16 protein-coding genes and 1 tRNA gene are annotated in these 17,380 nt (G+C 73.0%); 8 read left to right on the top strand and 9 right to left on the bottom strand.

Annotated features, from left to right (window positions below):
- Nucleotides 1–56 precede the first annotated feature (56 nt).
- Nucleotides 57–761 carry a GntR family transcriptional regulator gene (locus MU522_RS01050; RefSeq protein WP_128189585.1) on the bottom strand — a complete coding sequence of 235 codons (705 nt, stop codon included), beginning with the start codon at nt 759–761 and terminating at the stop codon, nt 57–59.
- Complete coding sequence (locus tag MU522_RS01045) at nt 758–2,275, bottom strand: fumarylacetoacetate hydrolase family protein (protein ID WP_281440009.1); 1,518 nt, start codon at nt 2,273–2,275, stop codon at nt 758–760. Before MU522_RS01045 ends, MU522_RS01050 begins: the two co-directional genes overlap by 4 nt.
- A gap of 172 nt (nt 2,276–2,447) precedes the next feature.
- On the opposite strand from MU522_RS01045, the gene MU522_RS01040 reads away from it, so the two are divergent.
- Complete coding sequence (locus tag MU522_RS01040; RefSeq protein WP_246991863.1) at nt 2,448–3,845, top strand: MFS transporter; 1,398 nt, start codon at nt 2,448–2,450, stop codon at nt 3,843–3,845.
- Nucleotides 3,846–3,925: 80 nt separating this feature from the next.
- Here MU522_RS01040 and MU522_RS01035 read toward each other — a convergent pair whose 3' ends face one another.
- Nucleotides 3,926–5,116 carry a RimK family alpha-L-glutamate ligase gene (locus MU522_RS01035; RefSeq protein WP_246991861.1) on the bottom strand — a complete coding sequence of 397 codons (1,191 nt, stop codon included), beginning with the start codon at nt 5,114–5,116 and terminating at the stop codon, nt 3,926–3,928.
- 35 nt (nt 5,117–5,151) lie between these two features.
- On the opposite strand from MU522_RS01035, the gene MU522_RS01030 reads away from it, so the two are divergent.
- Entirely contained in the window at nt 5,152–5,640 is a 489-nt protein-coding gene (locus MU522_RS01030; RefSeq protein ID WP_246991859.1) for a RimK/LysX family protein, read from the top strand.
- On the top strand, nt 5,633–6,577 hold the full coding sequence (locus MU522_RS01025; RefSeq protein ID WP_246991857.1) for a succinylglutamate desuccinylase/aspartoacylase family protein: 945 nt from the start codon (nt 5,633–5,635) through the stop codon (nt 6,575–6,577). Before MU522_RS01030 ends, MU522_RS01025 begins: the two co-directional genes overlap by 8 nt.
- A gap of 6 nt (nt 6,578–6,583) precedes the next feature.
- Here the strand turns inward: MU522_RS01025 and MU522_RS01020 are convergent, their stop codons facing one another.
- From MU522_RS01020 to MU522_RS01010, 3 genes are all read right to left on the bottom strand, one after another.
- Entirely contained in the window at nt 6,584–7,336 is a 753-nt protein-coding gene (locus MU522_RS01020; RefSeq protein WP_246991855.1) for a sulfite exporter TauE/SafE family protein, read from the bottom strand.
- Between the two features lie 6 nt (nt 7,337–7,342).
- Complete coding sequence (locus MU522_RS01015; RefSeq protein ID WP_246991853.1) at nt 7,343–8,065, bottom strand: helix-turn-helix domain-containing protein; 723 nt, start codon at nt 8,063–8,065, stop codon at nt 7,343–7,345.
- A gap of 90 nt (nt 8,066–8,155) precedes the next feature.
- Entirely contained in the window at nt 8,156–8,788 is a 633-nt protein-coding gene (locus MU522_RS01010) for an MBL fold metallo-hydrolase (RefSeq protein WP_246991851.1), read from the bottom strand.
- A 183-nt stretch (nt 8,789–8,971) separates the two neighbouring features.
- Here MU522_RS01010 and MU522_RS01005 point away from each other — a divergent pair, with 183 nt between their 5' ends.
- Nucleotides 8,972–9,862, top strand: a complete 891-nt coding sequence (locus tag MU522_RS01005) for a diacylglycerol kinase family protein (RefSeq protein WP_246991848.1) — start codon at nt 8,972–8,974, stop codon at nt 9,860–9,862.
- A 95-nt stretch (nt 9,863–9,957) separates the two neighbouring features.
- Nucleotides 9,958–10,030, top strand: a tRNA-Glu gene (locus MU522_RS01000).
- 114 nt (nt 10,031–10,144) lie between these two features.
- Here MU522_RS01000 and MU522_RS00995 read toward each other — a convergent pair.
- Entirely contained in the window at nt 10,145–12,049 is a 1,905-nt protein-coding gene (locus tag MU522_RS00995; protein WP_246991846.1) for an FAD-binding monooxygenase, read from the bottom strand.
- A 325-nt stretch (nt 12,050–12,374) separates the two neighbouring features.
- On the opposite strand from MU522_RS00995, the gene MU522_RS00990 reads away from it, so the two are divergent.
- Both MU522_RS00990 and MU522_RS00985 read left to right on the top strand, forming a co-directional pair.
- A complete protein-coding gene (locus tag MU522_RS00990) occupies nt 12,375–13,220 on the top strand; it encodes a DUF559 domain-containing protein (protein ID WP_246991844.1) in 846 nt (281 codons plus the stop codon).
- Nucleotides 13,221–13,309: 89 nt separating this feature from the next.
- A complete protein-coding gene (locus MU522_RS00985; protein WP_246991843.1) occupies nt 13,310–13,696 on the top strand; it encodes a zf-TFIIB domain-containing protein in 387 nt (128 codons plus the stop codon).
- Between the two features lie 108 nt (nt 13,697–13,804).
- On the opposite strand, the gene MU522_RS00980 is transcribed toward MU522_RS00985, so the two are convergent.
- Both MU522_RS00980 and MU522_RS00975 read right to left on the bottom strand, forming a co-directional pair.
- A complete protein-coding gene (locus MU522_RS00980) occupies nt 13,805–14,806 on the bottom strand; it encodes a malate dehydrogenase (RefSeq protein WP_246991841.1) in 1,002 nt (333 codons plus the stop codon).
- A 32-nt stretch (nt 14,807–14,838) separates the two neighbouring features.
- On the bottom strand, nt 14,839–15,840 hold the full coding sequence (locus MU522_RS00975) for a CorA family divalent cation transporter (protein ID WP_246991839.1): 1,002 nt from the start codon (nt 15,838–15,840) through the stop codon (nt 14,839–14,841).
- Between the two features lie 118 nt (nt 15,841–15,958).
- Here MU522_RS00975 and leuC point away from each other — a divergent pair, with 118 nt between their 5' ends.
- Nucleotides 15,959–17,380, top strand: a complete 1,422-nt coding sequence (gene leuC / locus MU522_RS00970) for a 3-isopropylmalate dehydratase large subunit (protein WP_246991837.1) — start codon at nt 15,959–15,961, stop codon at nt 17,378–17,380.

Here is a 17,380-nt window from a genome sequence, read left to right as displayed (position 1 = left end):
TGGGGCTCCGTTCGTTCGGGTCGCGGCGCCGTGCCGCGATGCGGCTCGGCGGTCGGTCAGTCCTGGTTCGGGTGGATGCGCTGGAGGTAGGCGTCGGGGGTCGCGAGGCGGTGGGCGCGCACGGCGAGCTCGATGCGGCGCGGATCGGCGCCCTCCTCGATGAGGGCGAGGATCGCCTCGTGCTCGTCGACCGACGACACGGCGCGGCTCGGCACGAACGAGAAGGTCGACTGGCGCAGCCGCGCGAGCCGCTTCCAGCAGGTGTCGATCACGTCGCCGAGCACCTCGTTGGGGCAGACGTCCGAGAGGCGGCGGTGGAAGGCCTCGTTGAGCGCGGTGAACTGCACCGGGTCGAAGCCGGCGAGCGACTCGCGCAGCTGCGCGTTGATGGCGCGCGCCTCGTCGACGTCGCGCTTCGAGTAGAGGCCGGCGGCGAGCATGATCGCGGCGCCCTCGACGAACGAGAGCGTCTCCATCGTGTCGTGGTACTCGAGCTCGTCGATCTCGGCCACGCGCGCGCCGATGTTGCGCTCGAAGGTGACGAGCCCCTCCGCCTCGAGCCTGCGGATCGCCTCGCGCACGGGCACGACGCTCATGTCGAGCTCGCGGCCGATCGCGTCGAGCACGAGCCGGTAGCCGGGGGAGTAGGTGCCGTCGACGATGCGGTCGTGCAGCAGCTGGTAGGCGCGCTGCGACTTCGAGGGCGCGGCGGTGCCGCCCGCCTCAGCGAGCGCCGCGGCGCGGGCGCGCGGCCCGGTCACTCGGCCGCCCCCTGCCGGGCGACGTGCGCCTCGTACTTCGCGCGCCACTCGGCGTTCATCGGGAAGAGCCCGTCGACGGGGTGGCCGGCGTCGACCTGCGCGGCGATGAACTCCTCCTCGCGCTCCTGCGCGATCGCCTCGGCGGCGAGCTCGCGCGCGAGCGAGGGCGGGATGACGAGCACGCCGTCGCCGTCGCCGACGATGATGTCGCCGGGCTGCACGGTGGCGCCGCCGCACGCGATCGTCTCGTCGTGCGACCACGGCACGTGGAGCCGGCCGAGCACGGCCGGGTGGCCGCCCGCGTGGTAGGTCGGCACGCCGATCTCGGTGACGACCTCGAGGTCGCGCACGCCGCCGTCGGTGACGAGGCCGGCCGCGCCGAGGTGGCGGGCGCGCAGCGCCAGGATGTCGCCGAGCGTGCCCGAGCGGTTGTCGCCGCGCGCCTCGATGACGACGACGTCGCCCGGGCGCAGCGAGTCGAACAGCCGCTTCTGCGCGTTGTAGCCGCCGCCGTGGGTCGTGAAGAGGTCCTCGCGGTTGGGCACGTAGCGCAGCGTGCGCGCGGTGCCGACGATGCGGCTGCCGGGCTGCGTCGAGCGCAGGCCGTCGATCGAGACGTTGTTGAGGCCGCGCTTGCGCAGGCCCGACGAGAGCGTCGCGAGCGCGACGCTCGTCAGCTGCGCGCGCAGCTCGTCGTCGAGCACGGGCGGCTCGGCCTGCTGGAACTCCTCGATCGGGCGGCCGGATGCGTCGGCCCACTGCTCGGGCGTCGGCTTCGGCTGCGCCGAGTACGGCGGGAGCGCCTGGTCGCCGACCCGCACGGTCGTGACCAGCCTGCCGGTCGACAGCCGCTCGCCGTCGAGCGCGGCGGCGGTCACCTCGACCTCGACGGTCTGCCCGGGGGAGAGGGTGGATGCGCCGGCGGGCGTGCCCGTGAGGATCACGTCACCGGGCTCGAGGGTGATGAGCTGCGAGAGGTCGCTGACGATCTGCGGCAGCGCGAAGATGAGGGTCGCGGTGGAGTCCTCCTGCACGAGCTCGCCGTCGAGCCAGGTGCGCACCTCGATCGCCGCGGGGTCGAGCCGCTCGGCGGGCAGCAGCGCCGGGCCGATCGGCGTCATGCCGTCGCCGCCCTTCGAGCGCAGGTTGGAGCCCTTGTCGACCCACCGGAGGTCGAACACGCCCAGGTCGTTCGCCGCGGTGACCGCGGCGACGTGACCCCACGCATCCGCCTCGCTCACGGCGCGGGCGTGGCGGCCGATGACGACGGCGATCTCGCCCTCGAAGCCGAAGATCTCCGTACCCGCGGGCAGCACGGCCTCGCCACCGGTGGAGAGCGAGGTCGCAGGCTTCAGGAAGTAGCCGGGAGCCTCGGGCGTGCGGCCCTTCTGCGCGGCGCGGGCGCGGTAGCCGATGTGCATCGCGAACACCTTGTGGGGGCGGGCGCCGAGCAGCTGCCACGCCTCGGCGGCGGCGGGAGGGGCACCCTCTGCGGGGTGCGACGATGCATCCATGCGGGCATCGTATACGATTACGAATCTGAAGTGCAAGGGTCGGGCAGCGGCCCTCCACCCCGTGTCAAGAGGCCTCCAGCAAACTCTTGACCGTCGTGCATGAAATCGTATATGTTCCTGGCAGTCCCCCGGGTCGCGCCTCGCGGTCCACCTCTCTGACAAAGGAGTCAGCGTGTCTCACAGCACGACGCATCCGCACACGTCGCCCAAGGAGCGCAACAAGGTCCTCGGCGCCGTCGTGGTCGGGACCACCATCGAGTGGTACGACTTCTTCATCTACGCCTTCATGGCGAACCTCGTCTTCGCGCAGCTGTTCTTCCAGCCGGCAGGCGAGGCCATGATGCAGATCCTCTCGCTCATCACCATCGGCATCTCCTTCCTCTTCCGCCCGCTCGGCGCCTTCCTCGCCGGGCACTTCGGCGACAGAGTCGGCCGGCGCCCGATGCTCGTGCTGACGCTGCTGCTCATGGGCGTCGCGACCACGCTGGTCGGCGCGCTGCCCACCTTCGAGCAGGCCGGCTGGATCGCGCCGATCCTCCTCATCCTGCTCCGCATCCTGCAGGGCATCTCCGCCGGCGGCGAGTGGGGCGGCGCGGTGCTCATGGCCATCGAGCACGCGCCGCGCGGCCGCCGCGGCCTCTTCGGCTCCTTCGTGCAGGCGGGCGTGCCGCTCGGCATGCTGCTCGCGACGGGCGTGCTCGCCGCGATCCGCGCCATGTTCCCCGGCGACGCGTTCCTCGAGGTCGGCTGGCGCATCCCGTTCTTCATCTCGATCCTGCTGGTCGTCGTCGGCTACGTGGTGCGCCGCTCGGTCGACGAGTCGCCGGTGTTCCAGGAGATCAAGGAGACCGCGCAGCAGGAGTCGGCGCCGATCGTGCAGGTCTTCAAGAAGTACGGCCTCGTCGTGCTGCTGTGCGCGATGGTCTTCATGGCCAACAACGCCATCGGCTACATGACGACCGGTGGCTTCGTGCAGGGCCTCGCGTCGCGACCGGTCGACGGCACCCCGCCGGGCCTCGGCTTCGACCCGGTGGGCGTGCAGCTCGCGGCGTTCGCCGGCTCGCTCTCGTGGCTCGTGTTCACGTTCGTCGCCGGCTGGGCCTCCGACCGCATCGGCCGCAAGAAGCTCTACCTCATCGGCTGGACGGTGCTCGCGAGCACGACGATCCCGCTCTTCATCCTCGTCGAGCAGGGCGTCTGGGGCGTCGCGATGGGCACCATCCTGCTCGGTGCGGGGCTCGGTCTCACCTACGGCGCGCAGGCGGCCTGGTACGCCGAGTCGTTCCCGGCCTCGGTGCGCTTCTCGGGCGTCTCGATCGCCTACGCGATCGGCGCGGTCATCGGCGGCGCCTTCGCGCCGACCATCGCGCAGGCGCTGCTGCAGGCGACCGGCACGCCGTGGGCGATCGTCGGCTACCTGCTCGTGACGGTGGTCATCTCGGTCATCGGCACGGTGCTGCTGCGCGAGCGCAACGACATCCCGCTCTCGATCGACTTCGAGCACTCCGGCAAGTGGGAGTCGTGGCGCACGGGCGACTCCGAGACCGTGGAGGCGACCGCCGCGCGCTGATCCGCGCCGAACGCACGGGAGGGGGTCCGCCGCACGGCGGGCCCCCTCCCGTCTGCGCTGGCTCGGCGACCGCCGCCGGCTCAGGCCTCCTCGATCGCCCGCTTCGTCAGCTTCTTGACGCGGGCACGGCGCTTGGGCCGCGCGGGGATCATCGAGCGCATCTCCTCGAGCCGGCCGAAGCACAGCAGCCGGTCCTCGGCCTCGAGCACCCGGCGCTCGGGCGGGTTGGGGATCACGTGGGTGCCGCGGTGCAGCGTGAGCACGGTGATGTCGCGCTCGCGCAGGCCCGACTCGCTGATGGTCCTGCCGATGAGGTCGGCGTCGCCGTGCACGACGAGCTCGGCCACGCCGTAGCCGGTGGAGATGCTCAGCCGCTCGCGCACGTCGATCTGCGGGAACGCCACCTGATCGGCGATGTGGTCGATGATCGCGCCGGCGACGTCGAGCCGCGTCGCGGTCTCGATGCCCTCGAGACCGGGGGAGGAGTTGACCTCCATGACGAGCGGTCCGTCGTTGCCCTCGAGCATGTCGACGCCAGCGACCTTCAGCCCCATGATCTGCGCGGCCCGCACCGCGACCCGCTCGAACTCGGGGTCGAGGTCGACGGCCTCGACGCTGCCGCCGCGGTGCACGTTCGAGCGGAACTCGTCGCCCTGGGCGCTGCGCCGCATGGCCGCGACGACCCGGTCGCCGACGACGAGCGCGCGGATGTCGCGGCCCTTGCTCTCGGCCACGAAGTGCTGGATGAGCACCTGCTGGCGCGTCGACTGCAGCGTCTCGATGATCGCCTCCGCCACCTTGATGGTGGGCGCGAGGATCACGCCGATGCCCTGCGTGCCCTCGAGCAGCTTGAGCACGACCGGCGCCCCGCCGACCCGCTCGATCGCCGGGATCACGTCGGCTCGATCGCGCACGAACGTGGTGGCGGGCATGCCGATGTCGTGCCGCGCCAGGATCTGCGTCGCCCGCAGCTTGTCGCGCGCATTGGCGATGCCGTTGGCGGTGTTCGGCGTGTAGACGTCCATCTGCTCGAACTGCCGCACGACCGCAGTGCCGAAGTAGGTGATCGAGTTGCCGATGCGGGGCAGCACGGCGTCGTAGTCGCGCAGCTGGCGGCCCCGGAACTGCAGGTCGGGCCCGTCGCCCGAGAGGTCGATCGCGAAGCGCAGCGTGTTGAGCACCTTCACGTCGTGGCCGCGCTCGACGGCCGCGGCACGAAGCCGCCGGGTGCTGTACGAGCGCGGAGCGCGCGAGAGGATGGCGAGCCTCATCAGGACGCACCTGCCTTTCCTGGTTGGATGGCCGCATGGGCGGAGACCATCCTGGCAGGCCGGCGACGGCGGGCTGGCGCGAGTGGGTCGGGCTGCCCGATCTCGGCATCGCGCACGTGAAGGCCAAGCTCGACACCGGTGCGCGCACGAGCGCGCTGCACGCGTTCGAGATCGAGGAGCTCCGTCGCGACGGCGCCGACTGGGTGCGCTTCGAGGTGCACCCGTGGCAGCGGTCGAAGGCCGACGCCCGGGTGGTCGAGTGGCCCGTGCACGATCGCCGGCTCGTGCGCTCCTCCACCGGTCACGAGCAGGAGCGCATCGTCATCCGCACCGCCCTCGCGCTGCTCGGCACGCCGGTGACCACCGAGATCACGCTCGCGCGCCGCGACGAGATGGGGTTCCGGATGCTCGTGGGGCGCGAGGCGCTCCGCCAGGGCTTCGTGGTCGACGCCGCGCACTCGTACCTCGGCGGGCGCCCCGACCGCGCCGTGCGCCAGCGCAACCGGGGGCGCGCCGGTGCGTGAGTCGTTCGCGATCGGCGGCGTGCGGGTGCGCGCCGGCCAGTCGAAGAGCGTCGAGCTGCCGATCGCTCGGCTCGTGACCGGCGGCGACGTCTCGCTGCCCGTGCGCGTCGTGCACGGCCGCGAGCCCGGCCCCGTGGTGTGGCTCGACGCGGCGGTGCACGGCGACGAGGTCGTCGGCGTCGAGGTCATCCGCCAGGTGCTCGCCGCGGTCTCGCCGCGCACGCTGCGCGGCACGCTGCTCGCGGTCCCCGTCGTCAACGTGCTCGGGTTCATGACGGGCGACCGCTACCTGCCCGACCGGCGCGACCTCAATCGCTCGTTCCCCGGCTCCGCGCGCGGCTCGCTCGCGAGCCGCATCGCCCACCTGCTCATGACCGAGGTGGTGGCGCGCTGCGACGTCGGCATCGACCTCCACACCGGCTCCGACCGGCGCGACAACCTGCCGCAGATCCGCGCCGACCTCGACGACCCCGAGACCCGGCGGCTCGCCGCCGCGTTCGGCGCCCCGGTCATGCTGCACGCGCGGCTGCGCGACGGCTCGCTGCGGCAGGCCGCGAGCGAGGCGGGCGCCATCGCGCTGCTGTACGAGGCGGGCGAGGCGCTGCGGCTCGAGCCGGAGCCGATCGACGTCGGCGTCGCGGGCGTGCTGCGCGTGCTCGCCGCGCTCGACATGCTCGACGGGCAGCCGCACGACAGCCCGTCGCCGGTCGAGTGCCGCGCGAGCGGCTGGGTGCGCTCCCGGGGCTCGGGCATCCTGCACCTCGACGCGCAGCTCGGCGACGCGGTGTCCGCGGGCGCCCGGCTCGGCCGCGTCGCCGACGCGCTCGGCACCGGCGGCCGCATCGTGCGCGCCGACCGCGACGGGATCGTCATCGGCCTCACCCGTGCGCCGATCGTGCACGCGGGCGACGCGGTCGCGCACATCGCCGCGACCTGACGCGCCTCAGCCCAGCAGCCCCAGCGTGCCGGTCACGATGAGCGCGCCGCCGCCGAGCACCGACAGCGCGATGATCGTCCATCGCACGACGGTCGGGTTCACCAGGTGCGCGAGGCGGTCGCCGAGCAGCACGCCCGCGACCACCGGCAGCGCGAGCGCGAGCCACGCCCACAGCGGCCACTCGGGCGATCCCTCGGGGGCGACCAGCGGACGCACCGCGACGACCGCGCCGCTGATGAGCACCCAGAAGGGCTGCATCGTCGCGACGAAGGTGCGGTCCTGCCAGCCGGACAGCAGCGAGTAGGCGCCGACCGCCGGAGCCCCCATGCCGACGCTCGCGTTCAGCAGGCCGATCGCGGTGCCCGAGGCCACCCGCAGCGCCGGACCATCGTGCGTGCGCGTCGCGCTGGTGAACGCGACCGCCACGAGCACGCCGAGCACCGCGATGGTGCCGACGGCCACGCGCAGCAGATCGGTGTCGAGGCCCTTCGCCAGCAGCATGCCGGGCACCATCACGGCGAGCGCGGGGATCGCGATCCAGAGCAGCCGCCGCCAGTCGATGTCGCGCCAGACCCGCGGCAGGATGATGAGGCAGGCGATGGCGCCGTAGAGGTTCACGACGAGCACGGCGGCGAGCGGGCCTGCCACGAGCGCGACGGCCGGCGTGACGACGAGGCCCCAGCCCATGCCGATCATGCGCTGCCCGACGGCGCCGATGAGCACGGCCGCGAGCGCGACGACGAACGAGAGCAGGTCCACGGGGCGCTAGCGGAGGTCGGCCTCGATGGCGCGGGCGACCCGCTGCACGGCGGCGCCGAGCGCCTCCGTGTCGGGCTGGCCGACCGTGACCACCGCCACCGACGCATCCGTCGTGCCGCGGCTGCGGATGGGTGCGCCGACCGACGTGATGCCCTCGATCACCTCATTGGCGCTCACCGCGAAGCCGCGCGAGCGCACCCGCTCGACCTCCGGGTGCATGGGCCCGTCGTGGCCGAGCGCGCGCCAGGTGGCGTCGTCGAGCATCGCCTGCAGCGCGATGCCGGGCGCGCCGAGCGCGATCGGGTGCCGGTGCCCCGGGTGCTGGGCGACGGATGCGTTGACGCCGCGGGGCACGGCCGTCACGAGGGTCACGGCGTCGTCCCCGTCGCGGACGGCGAGGAACGCCGTCATGCCGAGCTCGTCGGCGAGGTGCTGCAGGTGGGGGAGGGAGGCCGACTGCAGGTCGTGCTCGACGTCGCGGGCGAGCACGACGAGCTGCGGGCCGAGCGAGAGCATGCCGCCCGCGTCGCGCACGACGAGGCGGTGCTCCTCGAGGGTGCGCACGAGCCGGTAGGCGACCGAGCGGTGCACGCCGAGGCGGTCGGCGAGCGACTGGATCGACTGGCTGCCGTGGTCGGCGAGCAGCGAGAGCGCGGTCAGGCCCCGCGAGAGGGTCTGCGAGCCGCTCGTCTCGCTGCGCGGGGTCGTGGTCGCGGCATCCGTCGGCATCGTCGCCCGCTCCCATCACCGCATCCGCTCGGACGCGCTGTTGCAAGCATAGAACAGCGCGTTCAGATAGCGGGCGGCGCCCGTCGGGCGTCAGACCTCGACGGAGTCGCCGACGCCCAGGCGGTGGTGCTCGCCGCCGCCCTGGCTGACGGCGCCCTCGATGCGCGCGTGCGCCATGCCGAGGCCCATCTCCGACAGCGGCGCGTCGTGCACGGCGAAGGTCGCGCGCGGCGCCACCTCGACGACGAAGTCCATCACGTCGCCGATCTTCAGCCACGGCGCGCCGGCCGGCGCCGCGAGCAGCGCGACGGGCACGTCGGGCACGGCGTAGGAGTCGCCCGGGTAGTAGAAGCGCTCGTTGACGAGCACGCCCAGGTTGTCGACCACCGGGATCGAGCGGTGGATGACGGCGTGCTCGCCGCCGAAGAAGCGCAGCCGGAACGGGCCGGCCGTCACGCGCTCGCCGGCGTGGACGACCGAGACGTCGAAGCCCTCAGCCGCCTGCGCGACGCCCTCGGGGCCGTAGATCGGCACGCCGGGGTGCGCGGCGCGGAGCGCCTCGAGGTGCTCGGCATCCCAGTGGTCGGCGTGCTCGTGGGTGATCACGATCGCCACGAGCCCCGGCGCCGTGACAGCACCGCTCTGGTTGCCCGGGTCGATGACGAGCTGCTGCCCCTCGTCGTCGAGGATCATGCAGGCGTGCTCTCGCTTGGTCACTCGCATGCCGACCACCCTAGGCGCGGCCCCCTCCGCTGGTCGAGCCGCGACCTCTCCTCCGCTGGTCGAGCCGCGCCCCTCTCCGCTGGTCGAGCCGCGCCCCTCTCCGCCGGTCGAGCCGCGGCCGCAGGCCGCGAGTCGAGACCACCCCCGCGAGCCGCCCACCCCGCCCGCCCCTAGGCTCACCCTGTGCGCATCGTGGTCGCCTCCAACCCCGCCGCCCGCTTCGGCCGCAGCGGTGCCGTCGGCGCGCTCGTCGCCGCCCGCATCGCCGACCTCCGCCACGAGGTGACCCACATCGCAGCGGCCGACTACGCCGGCCAGCTCGAGCAGTCGCGCTTCGCGATGATCGCGGCGGATGCGCTGGTCGTCGTCGGCGGCGACGGCATGGTGCACCTCGGGGTCAACATCGTCGGCGGCACGTCGAAGCCCCTGCTGGTGGTGCCCGCGGGCAGCGGCAACGACTTCGCGTCGGCGATGGGCGTCGCGTCCGCGCAGGTGGCGATCGACGGGCTCGAGGCGGCGCTCGCGGCCGACCCTGATCGCGTCGACCTCATCCGCATCGAGCACCCCGACGGGGTCGCGCTCGCCGCCGGCGTCGTCTCGGTCGGGTTCGACGCCGACGTCAACGTGCGCTCGTTCCGGCTGACGGGCGTGCCGAGCCGCATCCGCTACCAGGCCGCGATCCTCGCGACGGTGCTGCGGCCGCGGCACCGCACGTTCCGCGTCCGCCTCGACGGCGGCCCCGAGCGCACCTGGCGCACCCTGGTCGCGGCGATCGCCAACAACCGCACGTTCGGCGGCGGCATCCCGATCGCGCCCGACTCGTCGATGCGCGACGGCCGACTCACGGCGGTCTTCGCCGACGAGCTCTCCTACCCGTCGTTCCTGCGACTGCTCGCGCGCGTGCTGCGCGGCACGCACACGCGCGACCGCCGCGTGACGGTCGTCGACTGCGAGACGGCCGAGCTCGCGAGCGACGAGACGGTGATCGTGTGCGCCGATGGCGAGATCGTGGGCCGGCTGCCCGTGCGCTGCAGCATCATGCCCGGCGCCCTGCGGGTGCTCCGGCCGCGCTGATCGGGCGCGCTCGACGCCCCGACGGCGGCGGATTTTGCGCGGCGCCGGATCGTGTGGCACACTATCCAGGTTGCAATCGCAAGACCAGCAGCGCCGGCCCCATCGTATAGCGGCCTAGTACGCCGCCCTCTCACGGCGGTAACGCGGGTTCGAATCCCGCTGGGGTCACAGTGAGAAGAGCCCCGGTCCTCGGACCGGGGCTCTTCGTCGTTCCCGGCCGCGGATGCGCAGCGCCCCTCGACCCGAGGGCCGAGGGCCGAGGGGCGCTGGAGCCGCCGCCGCTCAGGCGGGCTGGCGCACCGCCGGCAGCAGCGCGCCGCGGAAGTACTCCGCGAGCTCGTCGGTCGCCGTCAGCGGCAGCACGGCGCCCACGTACTGGTCGGGCCGCACGACGACGATCGCGCCGTCGCGCGAGATGCCGCGGATGTCGAAGATGTCGTCGTCGGGGAGCGTCGCGTAGACGTTCTCGAGGTTCACGAGCTCGAACGGTCCCACGACCGGCTTGAACGCATCCGGCACCTGGCCGAGGTGGAAGTCGTGGTGGCCCTGCTGGTAGACGGCCTTCACGTCGATGATCGCGCTCGAGTCGCGGCCCTCAGGGGTGTGCACGCGGATGGGGGAGTCGGGCGACTGCTCCAGCCACTCGGCGAGCGCCGTCATCGCCGAGGCCTCGCCGGCGGCCGGCCGGTCGGCGAAGGCGTAGAGGCGGTAGCGGCCGTCGGCGGTGTGGAAGTGGCCGAGCTGCACCGGGTTGGTGTCGGCGACCTTCACGACGCGCGCCGACTTGAAGCGCTTGCCGACGGGGAAGCCCGTCGCGAGCTCCTGGTGAAGGGCCTCGGCGACGATCTGCGACGGCGCGTACTCCGTCATGAACCCGGCCGGGAACTCCATCGTCCGCGTGTAGAACTCGGCGACCTCCTGCGGGCTGCCGAGCTCGCTCGCGGGCTTCGCCATGAGCGTCGACCACTCCTTGTCGAAGTCGATGAGGTTCTGCGCGACCACCTGGCGCTCGAGCGAGTACGTGTCGAGCAGGCTCTCGGGGGCGCGGCCGTCGAGCACGTGGCCGAGCTTCCAGCCGATGTTGAAGCCGTCCTGCATCGAGACGTTCATGCCCTGGCCGGCCTTCGCGCTGTGGGTGTGGCACGCGTCGCCGGTGATGAAGACGCGCGGCGTGCGCGTGCCGCGCTCGTCGGGCTTCACGTCGTCGAAGCGGTCGGTGATGCGGTGCCCGACCTCGTAGATGCTGCTCCAGGCGATGTTGCGCACGTCGAGCGTGTACGGGGCGATGATCGCGTTCGCGCGGCGGATGACCTCCTCCATGGGGGTCTGGCGCACGCGGCCGTGGTCGTCCTCGGGCACCTCGCCGAGGTCGACGTACATGCGGAAGAGGTAGCCGCCCTCGCGGGGGATGAGCAGGATGTTGCCGCCCGTGCTCGACTGGATCGCGCACTTGGTGCGGATGTCGGGGAAGTCGGTCACGGCCAGCACGTCCATGACGCCCCAGGCGTGGTTCGCCGACTGGCCGGCGAGCGTGCAGCCGATCGCGGCGCGCACGCCGCTGCGCGCGCCGTCGGCGCCGATCACGTACTTGGCACGGATGACGCGCTCCTCGCCCGTCCGGTCGCCGGCCGTGCGGGCGACGGCGACGCGCACGGGGTGCTCGCCCTCCTGCGTCACCTCGAGGCCGCGGAACTCGTAGCCGTAGTCGGGGGTGACGCGGCCCGGCGCGTTGCGCGCCGCCTCGGCGAAGTAGTCGAGCACGCGCGCCTGGTTGACGATGAGGTGCGGGAACTCGCTGATGCCGGTCGGGTCGTCCTCGGGCGCGGAGGTCTTCACGATGCGCGAGGGATCCTCCGGGTCGGGGCCCCAGAACGCCATCTCGGTGATGCGGTACGCCTCGGCGGTGATGCGCTCGGCGAAGCCGAACGCCTGGAAGGTCTCGACGCTGCGCGCCTGGATGCCGTCGGCCTGCCCGATCTCGAGCCGGCCCGGCCGGCGCTCGATGATGCGCACGTTGACGTCGGGGAACTGCGCGAGCTGTGCGGCGGCGATCATGCCCGCGGGGCCGGAGCCCACGATCAGCACGTCGACCTCGTCCGGCAGGTCTGCCGGGCGGGCGAGCCCGATGCCTGCGGCCGGCTGCACGCGCGGGTCGGTGGACACGTAGCCGTGGTGGTGGAACTGCACGGGCTTCCTCACTCCTGTGTGGGGATGACGGACATCATCGTCTGCTCGCCTCGTGTTCTATATCTGAACACGCGCTTCGATTATTGACACGAGCATACGACGGCGGCCGAGGCGGGACAACCCTCGGCCGCTTGCGCGACGGATCGAGGAGCATCTCGGAGTTGCGCACGAGCGGAGGATCGACCCTCCTCATCTCGTGCCGCCTCCTCTGCTCGTGACGGGCTCGCCCGACCGCCCGCCGCGCATCCGCCCTCACCCCGCATCCGTCTCCACAGTCCGGCCGGCCGCCCGCACGAGGGCGAGCCAGTCGCGCCAGACTCCCGCCATGCGCGACCTCCGACTCGATCTGCTCGCCGCGGGCGGCGCCACGACACGCACGGCGCTGCGCGCGCTCGGGCACTCGCACCGCGCCATGCGCGCCGCGGTCGACGCCGGGGTCGCCGACGCGGCGACGCGCTCCTGGCTCGTGCTGCCCGACGCGATGCCGGCGATCCGCACGGCGCTCGCCGCCGGCGGCGCTGTCGGCGGCGCGAGCGCGCTCGCGACCTACGGCGTGTGGGTGACCGAGGTCCCGCCGCTGCAGATCGCGACGACCCCCACCACCGGCGTGCCGGCCGCGACTGTCGGCACGCGACTGTGGGTGCGATTCGAGCGCGACGCGCAGCCGTGGCGAGTCAGCATCGTCGACGCGCTCGCGCAGCACGCGGTGCGCGTCGAGCGAGAGCACGCGATCGCGTCGATCGACAGCGCGCTGCACCAGGGGCTCATCGACGACGGCGACCTCGATCGCCTCTTCGGGATGCTCCCGCAGCGCTGCGGGCCGTGGCGGCGGCGGCTCGATGCCGCGGCCGAGTCGGGCCTCGAGTCGCTGCTGCGCGTGCCGTGCCGGGATCGAGGCTGGACGGTCGAGTCGCAGGTGCCGGCACCGGGTGGCGGGCGCAGCGACCTGCTCATCGACGGCTGGCTGTACGTGGAGGCCGATGGCGCGCAGTGGCACGACGAGCCGAAGCAGGCGGCGAAGGACCGCCGGCGCAACGCGGCGATCACCGCGGCCGGAGGCCGGTGGCTGCGGTTCGGCTACGGCGACGTGGTGCACCAGCCGGTGCGCACGCTCGACACGATCGCACTCGTGCTGGCGCAGGGGCGGCCCGCGCGGAGGCTGGCCGGCTGACGCGCGGCGGCGCGGCCACCGCGCGGCCGTCCATCGGTGCCGCACAGGCGCATCCGCCATGCTCTCCCGGTCGACGAGAGGAGACCGACATGCAGTGCCCCAACGACGCGACGACCCTGGTGATGAGCGAGCGCAGCGGCATCGAGATCGACTACTGCCCCGAGTGCCGCGGCATCTGGCTCGACCGCGGCGAGCTCGACAAGCTCATCGAGCGGTCGGCCGAGCAGCAGCCGCACGCGGCGCAGGCCCAGCACCAGCCCTACGGCCAGCAGCAGCCCGGCTACGGCCAGGGCTACGGCCAGCAGGGGTCGAGCGACACCGTCGGGAAGATCGCCGACAAGGTGCTCCGCACCGTGCAGCAGCGCACCGGCGGTCAGCAGCAGCGCCAGCCCTACGGCGACCAGCGCTACGACCCCCGCTACGGCGACCAGCGCCAGCGCGGCAGCCGCGGCTGGCTCGGCGACATCCTGGGCTGAGGCGCAGCGCCCGTCACGGGATGAGGATCGGCGACGGCTCGAGGACGGACGCTCCTCGAGCCGTCACCGCCTCCTGGATGCTTCTCGATCGGTGACGGCAGCCGAGCGTCAGCCGAGCAGCCCGAGCACGCGCACCTGGTCGCGCTCCTCCTCGAGCTCGGCGACGGAAGCGCGCAGCTGCGCCGCGACATCCGCGTCGAGCTCGAGGCCCTCGACGATCGACCAGTCGCCGCCTGCCGCGGTGACCGGGAACGACGAGACGAGGCCCTCGGGCACGCCGTAGTCGCCGCGCGACACGACCGACATCGAGGTCCAGTCGCCGTCGGGCGTGCCGAGCGCCCACGACCGCACGTGGTCGACGGTCGCCGACGCGGCCGAGGCCGCCGACGACGCGCCGCGCGCCGCGATCACCGCGGCCCCGCGGTTCGCGACGGTCGGCACGAACTCGTCGCGCACCCACTCGCGCTCGACGAGGTCGGTCGCGGGCTCCCCGGCGACGAGCGCGTGGGTGACGTCGGGCACCTGCGTGGTGGAGTGGTTGCCCCAGACGATCATGCGGCGGATGTCGCCGACGGCGGCGCCCGTCTTCGCCGCGAGCTGCGCGACGGCCCGGTTGTGGTCGAGCCGGGTGAGCGCCGAGAAGCGCTCGCGCGGGATGTCGGGCGCCGCCGCGGCCGCGATCAGCGCGTTGGTGTTGGCCGGGTTGCCGGTGACGGTGATGCGGATGCGGTCGCTCGCGCGGTCCTGGATGGCGCGTCCCTGCGCCTGGAAGATGGCGCCGTTGGCGGCGAGCAGGTCGCTGCGCTCCATTCCCTTGCCCCGCGGCCTCGCGCCCACGAGCAGCGCGTGGTCGGCGCCCTCGAACGCGACCGGCGCATCCGCCGTCGTGTCGATCGAGGCCAGCAGCGGGAAGGCCGCGTCCTGGAGCTCCATCACCACTCCCTCGAGCGCCGGCAGCGCGTCGGGGATCTCGAGGATGCGCAGCCGCACCGGCTGGTCGGCCCCGAGCATGTCGCCCGCGGCGATGCGGAACAGCAGCTGGTAGGCGATCTGGCCGGCGCCGCCGCTCACGGCGACGGTGACGGGCGGGTTGGCGGTGGAGGCGCTCATGCGTCCATCGTGTCGGCCGCCGCGGCCCGTGGCTAGAGCCAGTGCCGCGCCTTGAAGACCACGTAGAGCACACCCGCGAACGCGAGCATCAGCAGCAGGGCGAAGGGGTAGCCGAGCAGCCACTCGAGCTCTGGCAGGTGCCGGAAGTTCATCCCGTAGATGCCGGCGATGAGCGTGGGCGCGAAGAGGATCGCGGCCCACGAGGTGACCTTCTTCGTCTGGTCGTTCTGCACGATCTGCTGCTCGGTCATCGCCCGGATCTCGTCGTTCTGGCGCTCGGCGACGCGCGCGGACGCGAGCTGCAGCAGCGAGGTGAGCAGGCGCTGCGCGCCGTCGAGCCGGGCGGCGGTCTGGCGGGCGTGGTCGTCGACGTCGCGCAGGTGCCGCCGCAGCTCGGCGTCGGTCTGCGACAGCCGGGCGGCGCTCCGCTCGATGATGCCGCTCATCGGCTCGGCCGCCCGCTCGAGCGTCACCATGCGGCGCAGCGACAGGTAGACCTCGACGGTCGCCGGCTCCTGCTCGCTGAAGAACGCCTCCTCGATCTCGGCGATGCGCTGGCGCAGCGCGTCGGCGAGGTCGGCGTGCTGGTCGGCGGTCTCGTCGAGCAGCGCGTAGAGCAGCGTCGCGGGCGTGGTGTCGAGCAGCTCGAGGCCCTCCTGCAGCCGGTCGCGGATGTCGGCGAGCCCCTCCGGCCGATCCCAGGAGACGGTGATCGCGCAGCGCTCGGCGACGATCGCGTGCACCTCGCGCGGCACCAGCGCGTCGCCCACCTGCTCGACGCGGTGCAGCACGCAGTAGGTGACGCCGTCGTAGGGCTCGAGCTTCGGGCGCTGGCCCCGCTGCAGCACGTCCTCCAGGACGAGGCGGTGCAGCTCGAGCTCGCGGGCCGCGGCGAGCAGCTCGTCCTCGCTCGGATCGACCAGGTCGAACCACGCGAACCCGCCCCGCTCGGCCGCCGTCTCGAGCATCCGCTCGACGGGCACGTCCGGCACGCGGGCGCCGTCGGCCCAGACGGCTGCGTCAGCGATCGGCATGGGTCCTCCAGCGGCTCTCGCGCTCAGGATACGCACCGCGGGCCCGCGCGCACGCCGCCCAGCTCGGCGTCGGATCGGTGCTGGCCGTAGACTCGACAGACGGCCGCAAGGGGGAGAGATGGGCAGGACGCTCGCAGAGAAGGTGTGGGACGACCACGTCGTGGTGCGCGGTGAGGACGGCGCGCCCGACCTCATCTACATCGACCTCCACCTCGTGCACGAGGTCACGAGCCCGCAGGCGTTCGACGGCCTCCGCCAGGCCGGCAGGGGCCTGCGCCGCACCGACCTCACGGTCGCGACCGAGGACCACAACACCCCGACGCTCGACATCGACAAGCCCATCCAGGACCCGACGAGCCGCAAGCAGATCGAGACGCTGCGCCACAACGCCGCCGAGTTCGGCGTGCGCATCCACTCGCTCGGCGACAAGGAGCAGGGCATCGTGCACCTCGTCGGCCCGCAGCTGGGCCTGACCCTGCCGGGCGTGACGGTCGTGTGCGGCGACTCGCACACCTCGACGCACGGCGCGTTCGGCGCGATGGCGTTCGGCATCGGCACGAGCGAGGTCGAGCACGTCATGGCCACGCAGACGCTGCCGCTCAAGCCCTTCAAGACCATGGCGATCAACGTCGAGGGCGAGCTGCGCCCGGGCGTGACGGCGAAGGACATCATCCTCGCGGTGATCGCGAAGATCGGCACCGGCGGCGGCGCCGGCTACGTCTTCGAGTACCGCGGCAGCGCCATCCGCGCCCTCTCGATCGAGGGCCGCATGACGATCTGCAACATGTCGATCGAGGCCGGCGCCCGCGCGGGCATGGTCGCGCCCGACGAGACGACCTTCGCGTACGTCAAGGACAAGCCGCACGCGCCGAAGGGCGCCGACTGGGACGCGGCGCTCGAGTACTGGCGCACCCTCCCGACCGACGACGACGCCGTCTTCGACAACGAGATCACCATCGACGCATCCGAGCTCGAGCCCTTCGTCACGTGGGGCACGAACCCCGGCCAGGGCGCCTCGCTCTCGGGCGAGGTGCCCGACCCGTCGTCGTTCGCCGACCCGACCGACCGCGCCGCCGCCGAGCGCGCGCTCGAGTACATGGACCTCGCGCCGGGCACGCGCCTCAAGGACATCCCGGTCGACACCGTCTTCATCGGCTCCTGCACGAACTCGCGCATGGAGGACCTCACGGCCGCCGCCGACATCCTGCGCGGCCACAAGAAAGCGGATGGCGTGCGCGTCATGGTCGTGCCGGGCTCGGCCCGGGTGCGCCTCGAGGCCGAGGCCGCCGGGCTCGACAAGGTCTTCACCGACTTCGGCGCCGAGTGGCGCTTCGCGGGCTGCTCGATGTGCCTCGGAATGAACCCCGACCAGCTCGCGCCGGGGGAGCGCTGCGCCTCGACCTCGAACCGCAACTTCGAGGGCCGGCAGGGCAAGGGCGGCCGCACGCACCTCGTGTCGCCGCTCGTGGCCGCCGCGACCGCGATCCGCGGCACGCTCTCGAGCCCGTGGGATCTGGTGCGCGAGCAGGAGGAGGTCTGA

The organism is Agrococcus sp. SCSIO52902 (assembly GCF_022983135.1).
Lineage (GTDB): Bacteria > Actinomycetota > Actinomycetes > Actinomycetales > Microbacteriaceae > Agrococcus > Agrococcus sediminis.
The sequence above is the reverse complement of the archived record's forward strand: the minus strand, read 5'-3'. Positions and strand labels throughout refer to the sequence as shown.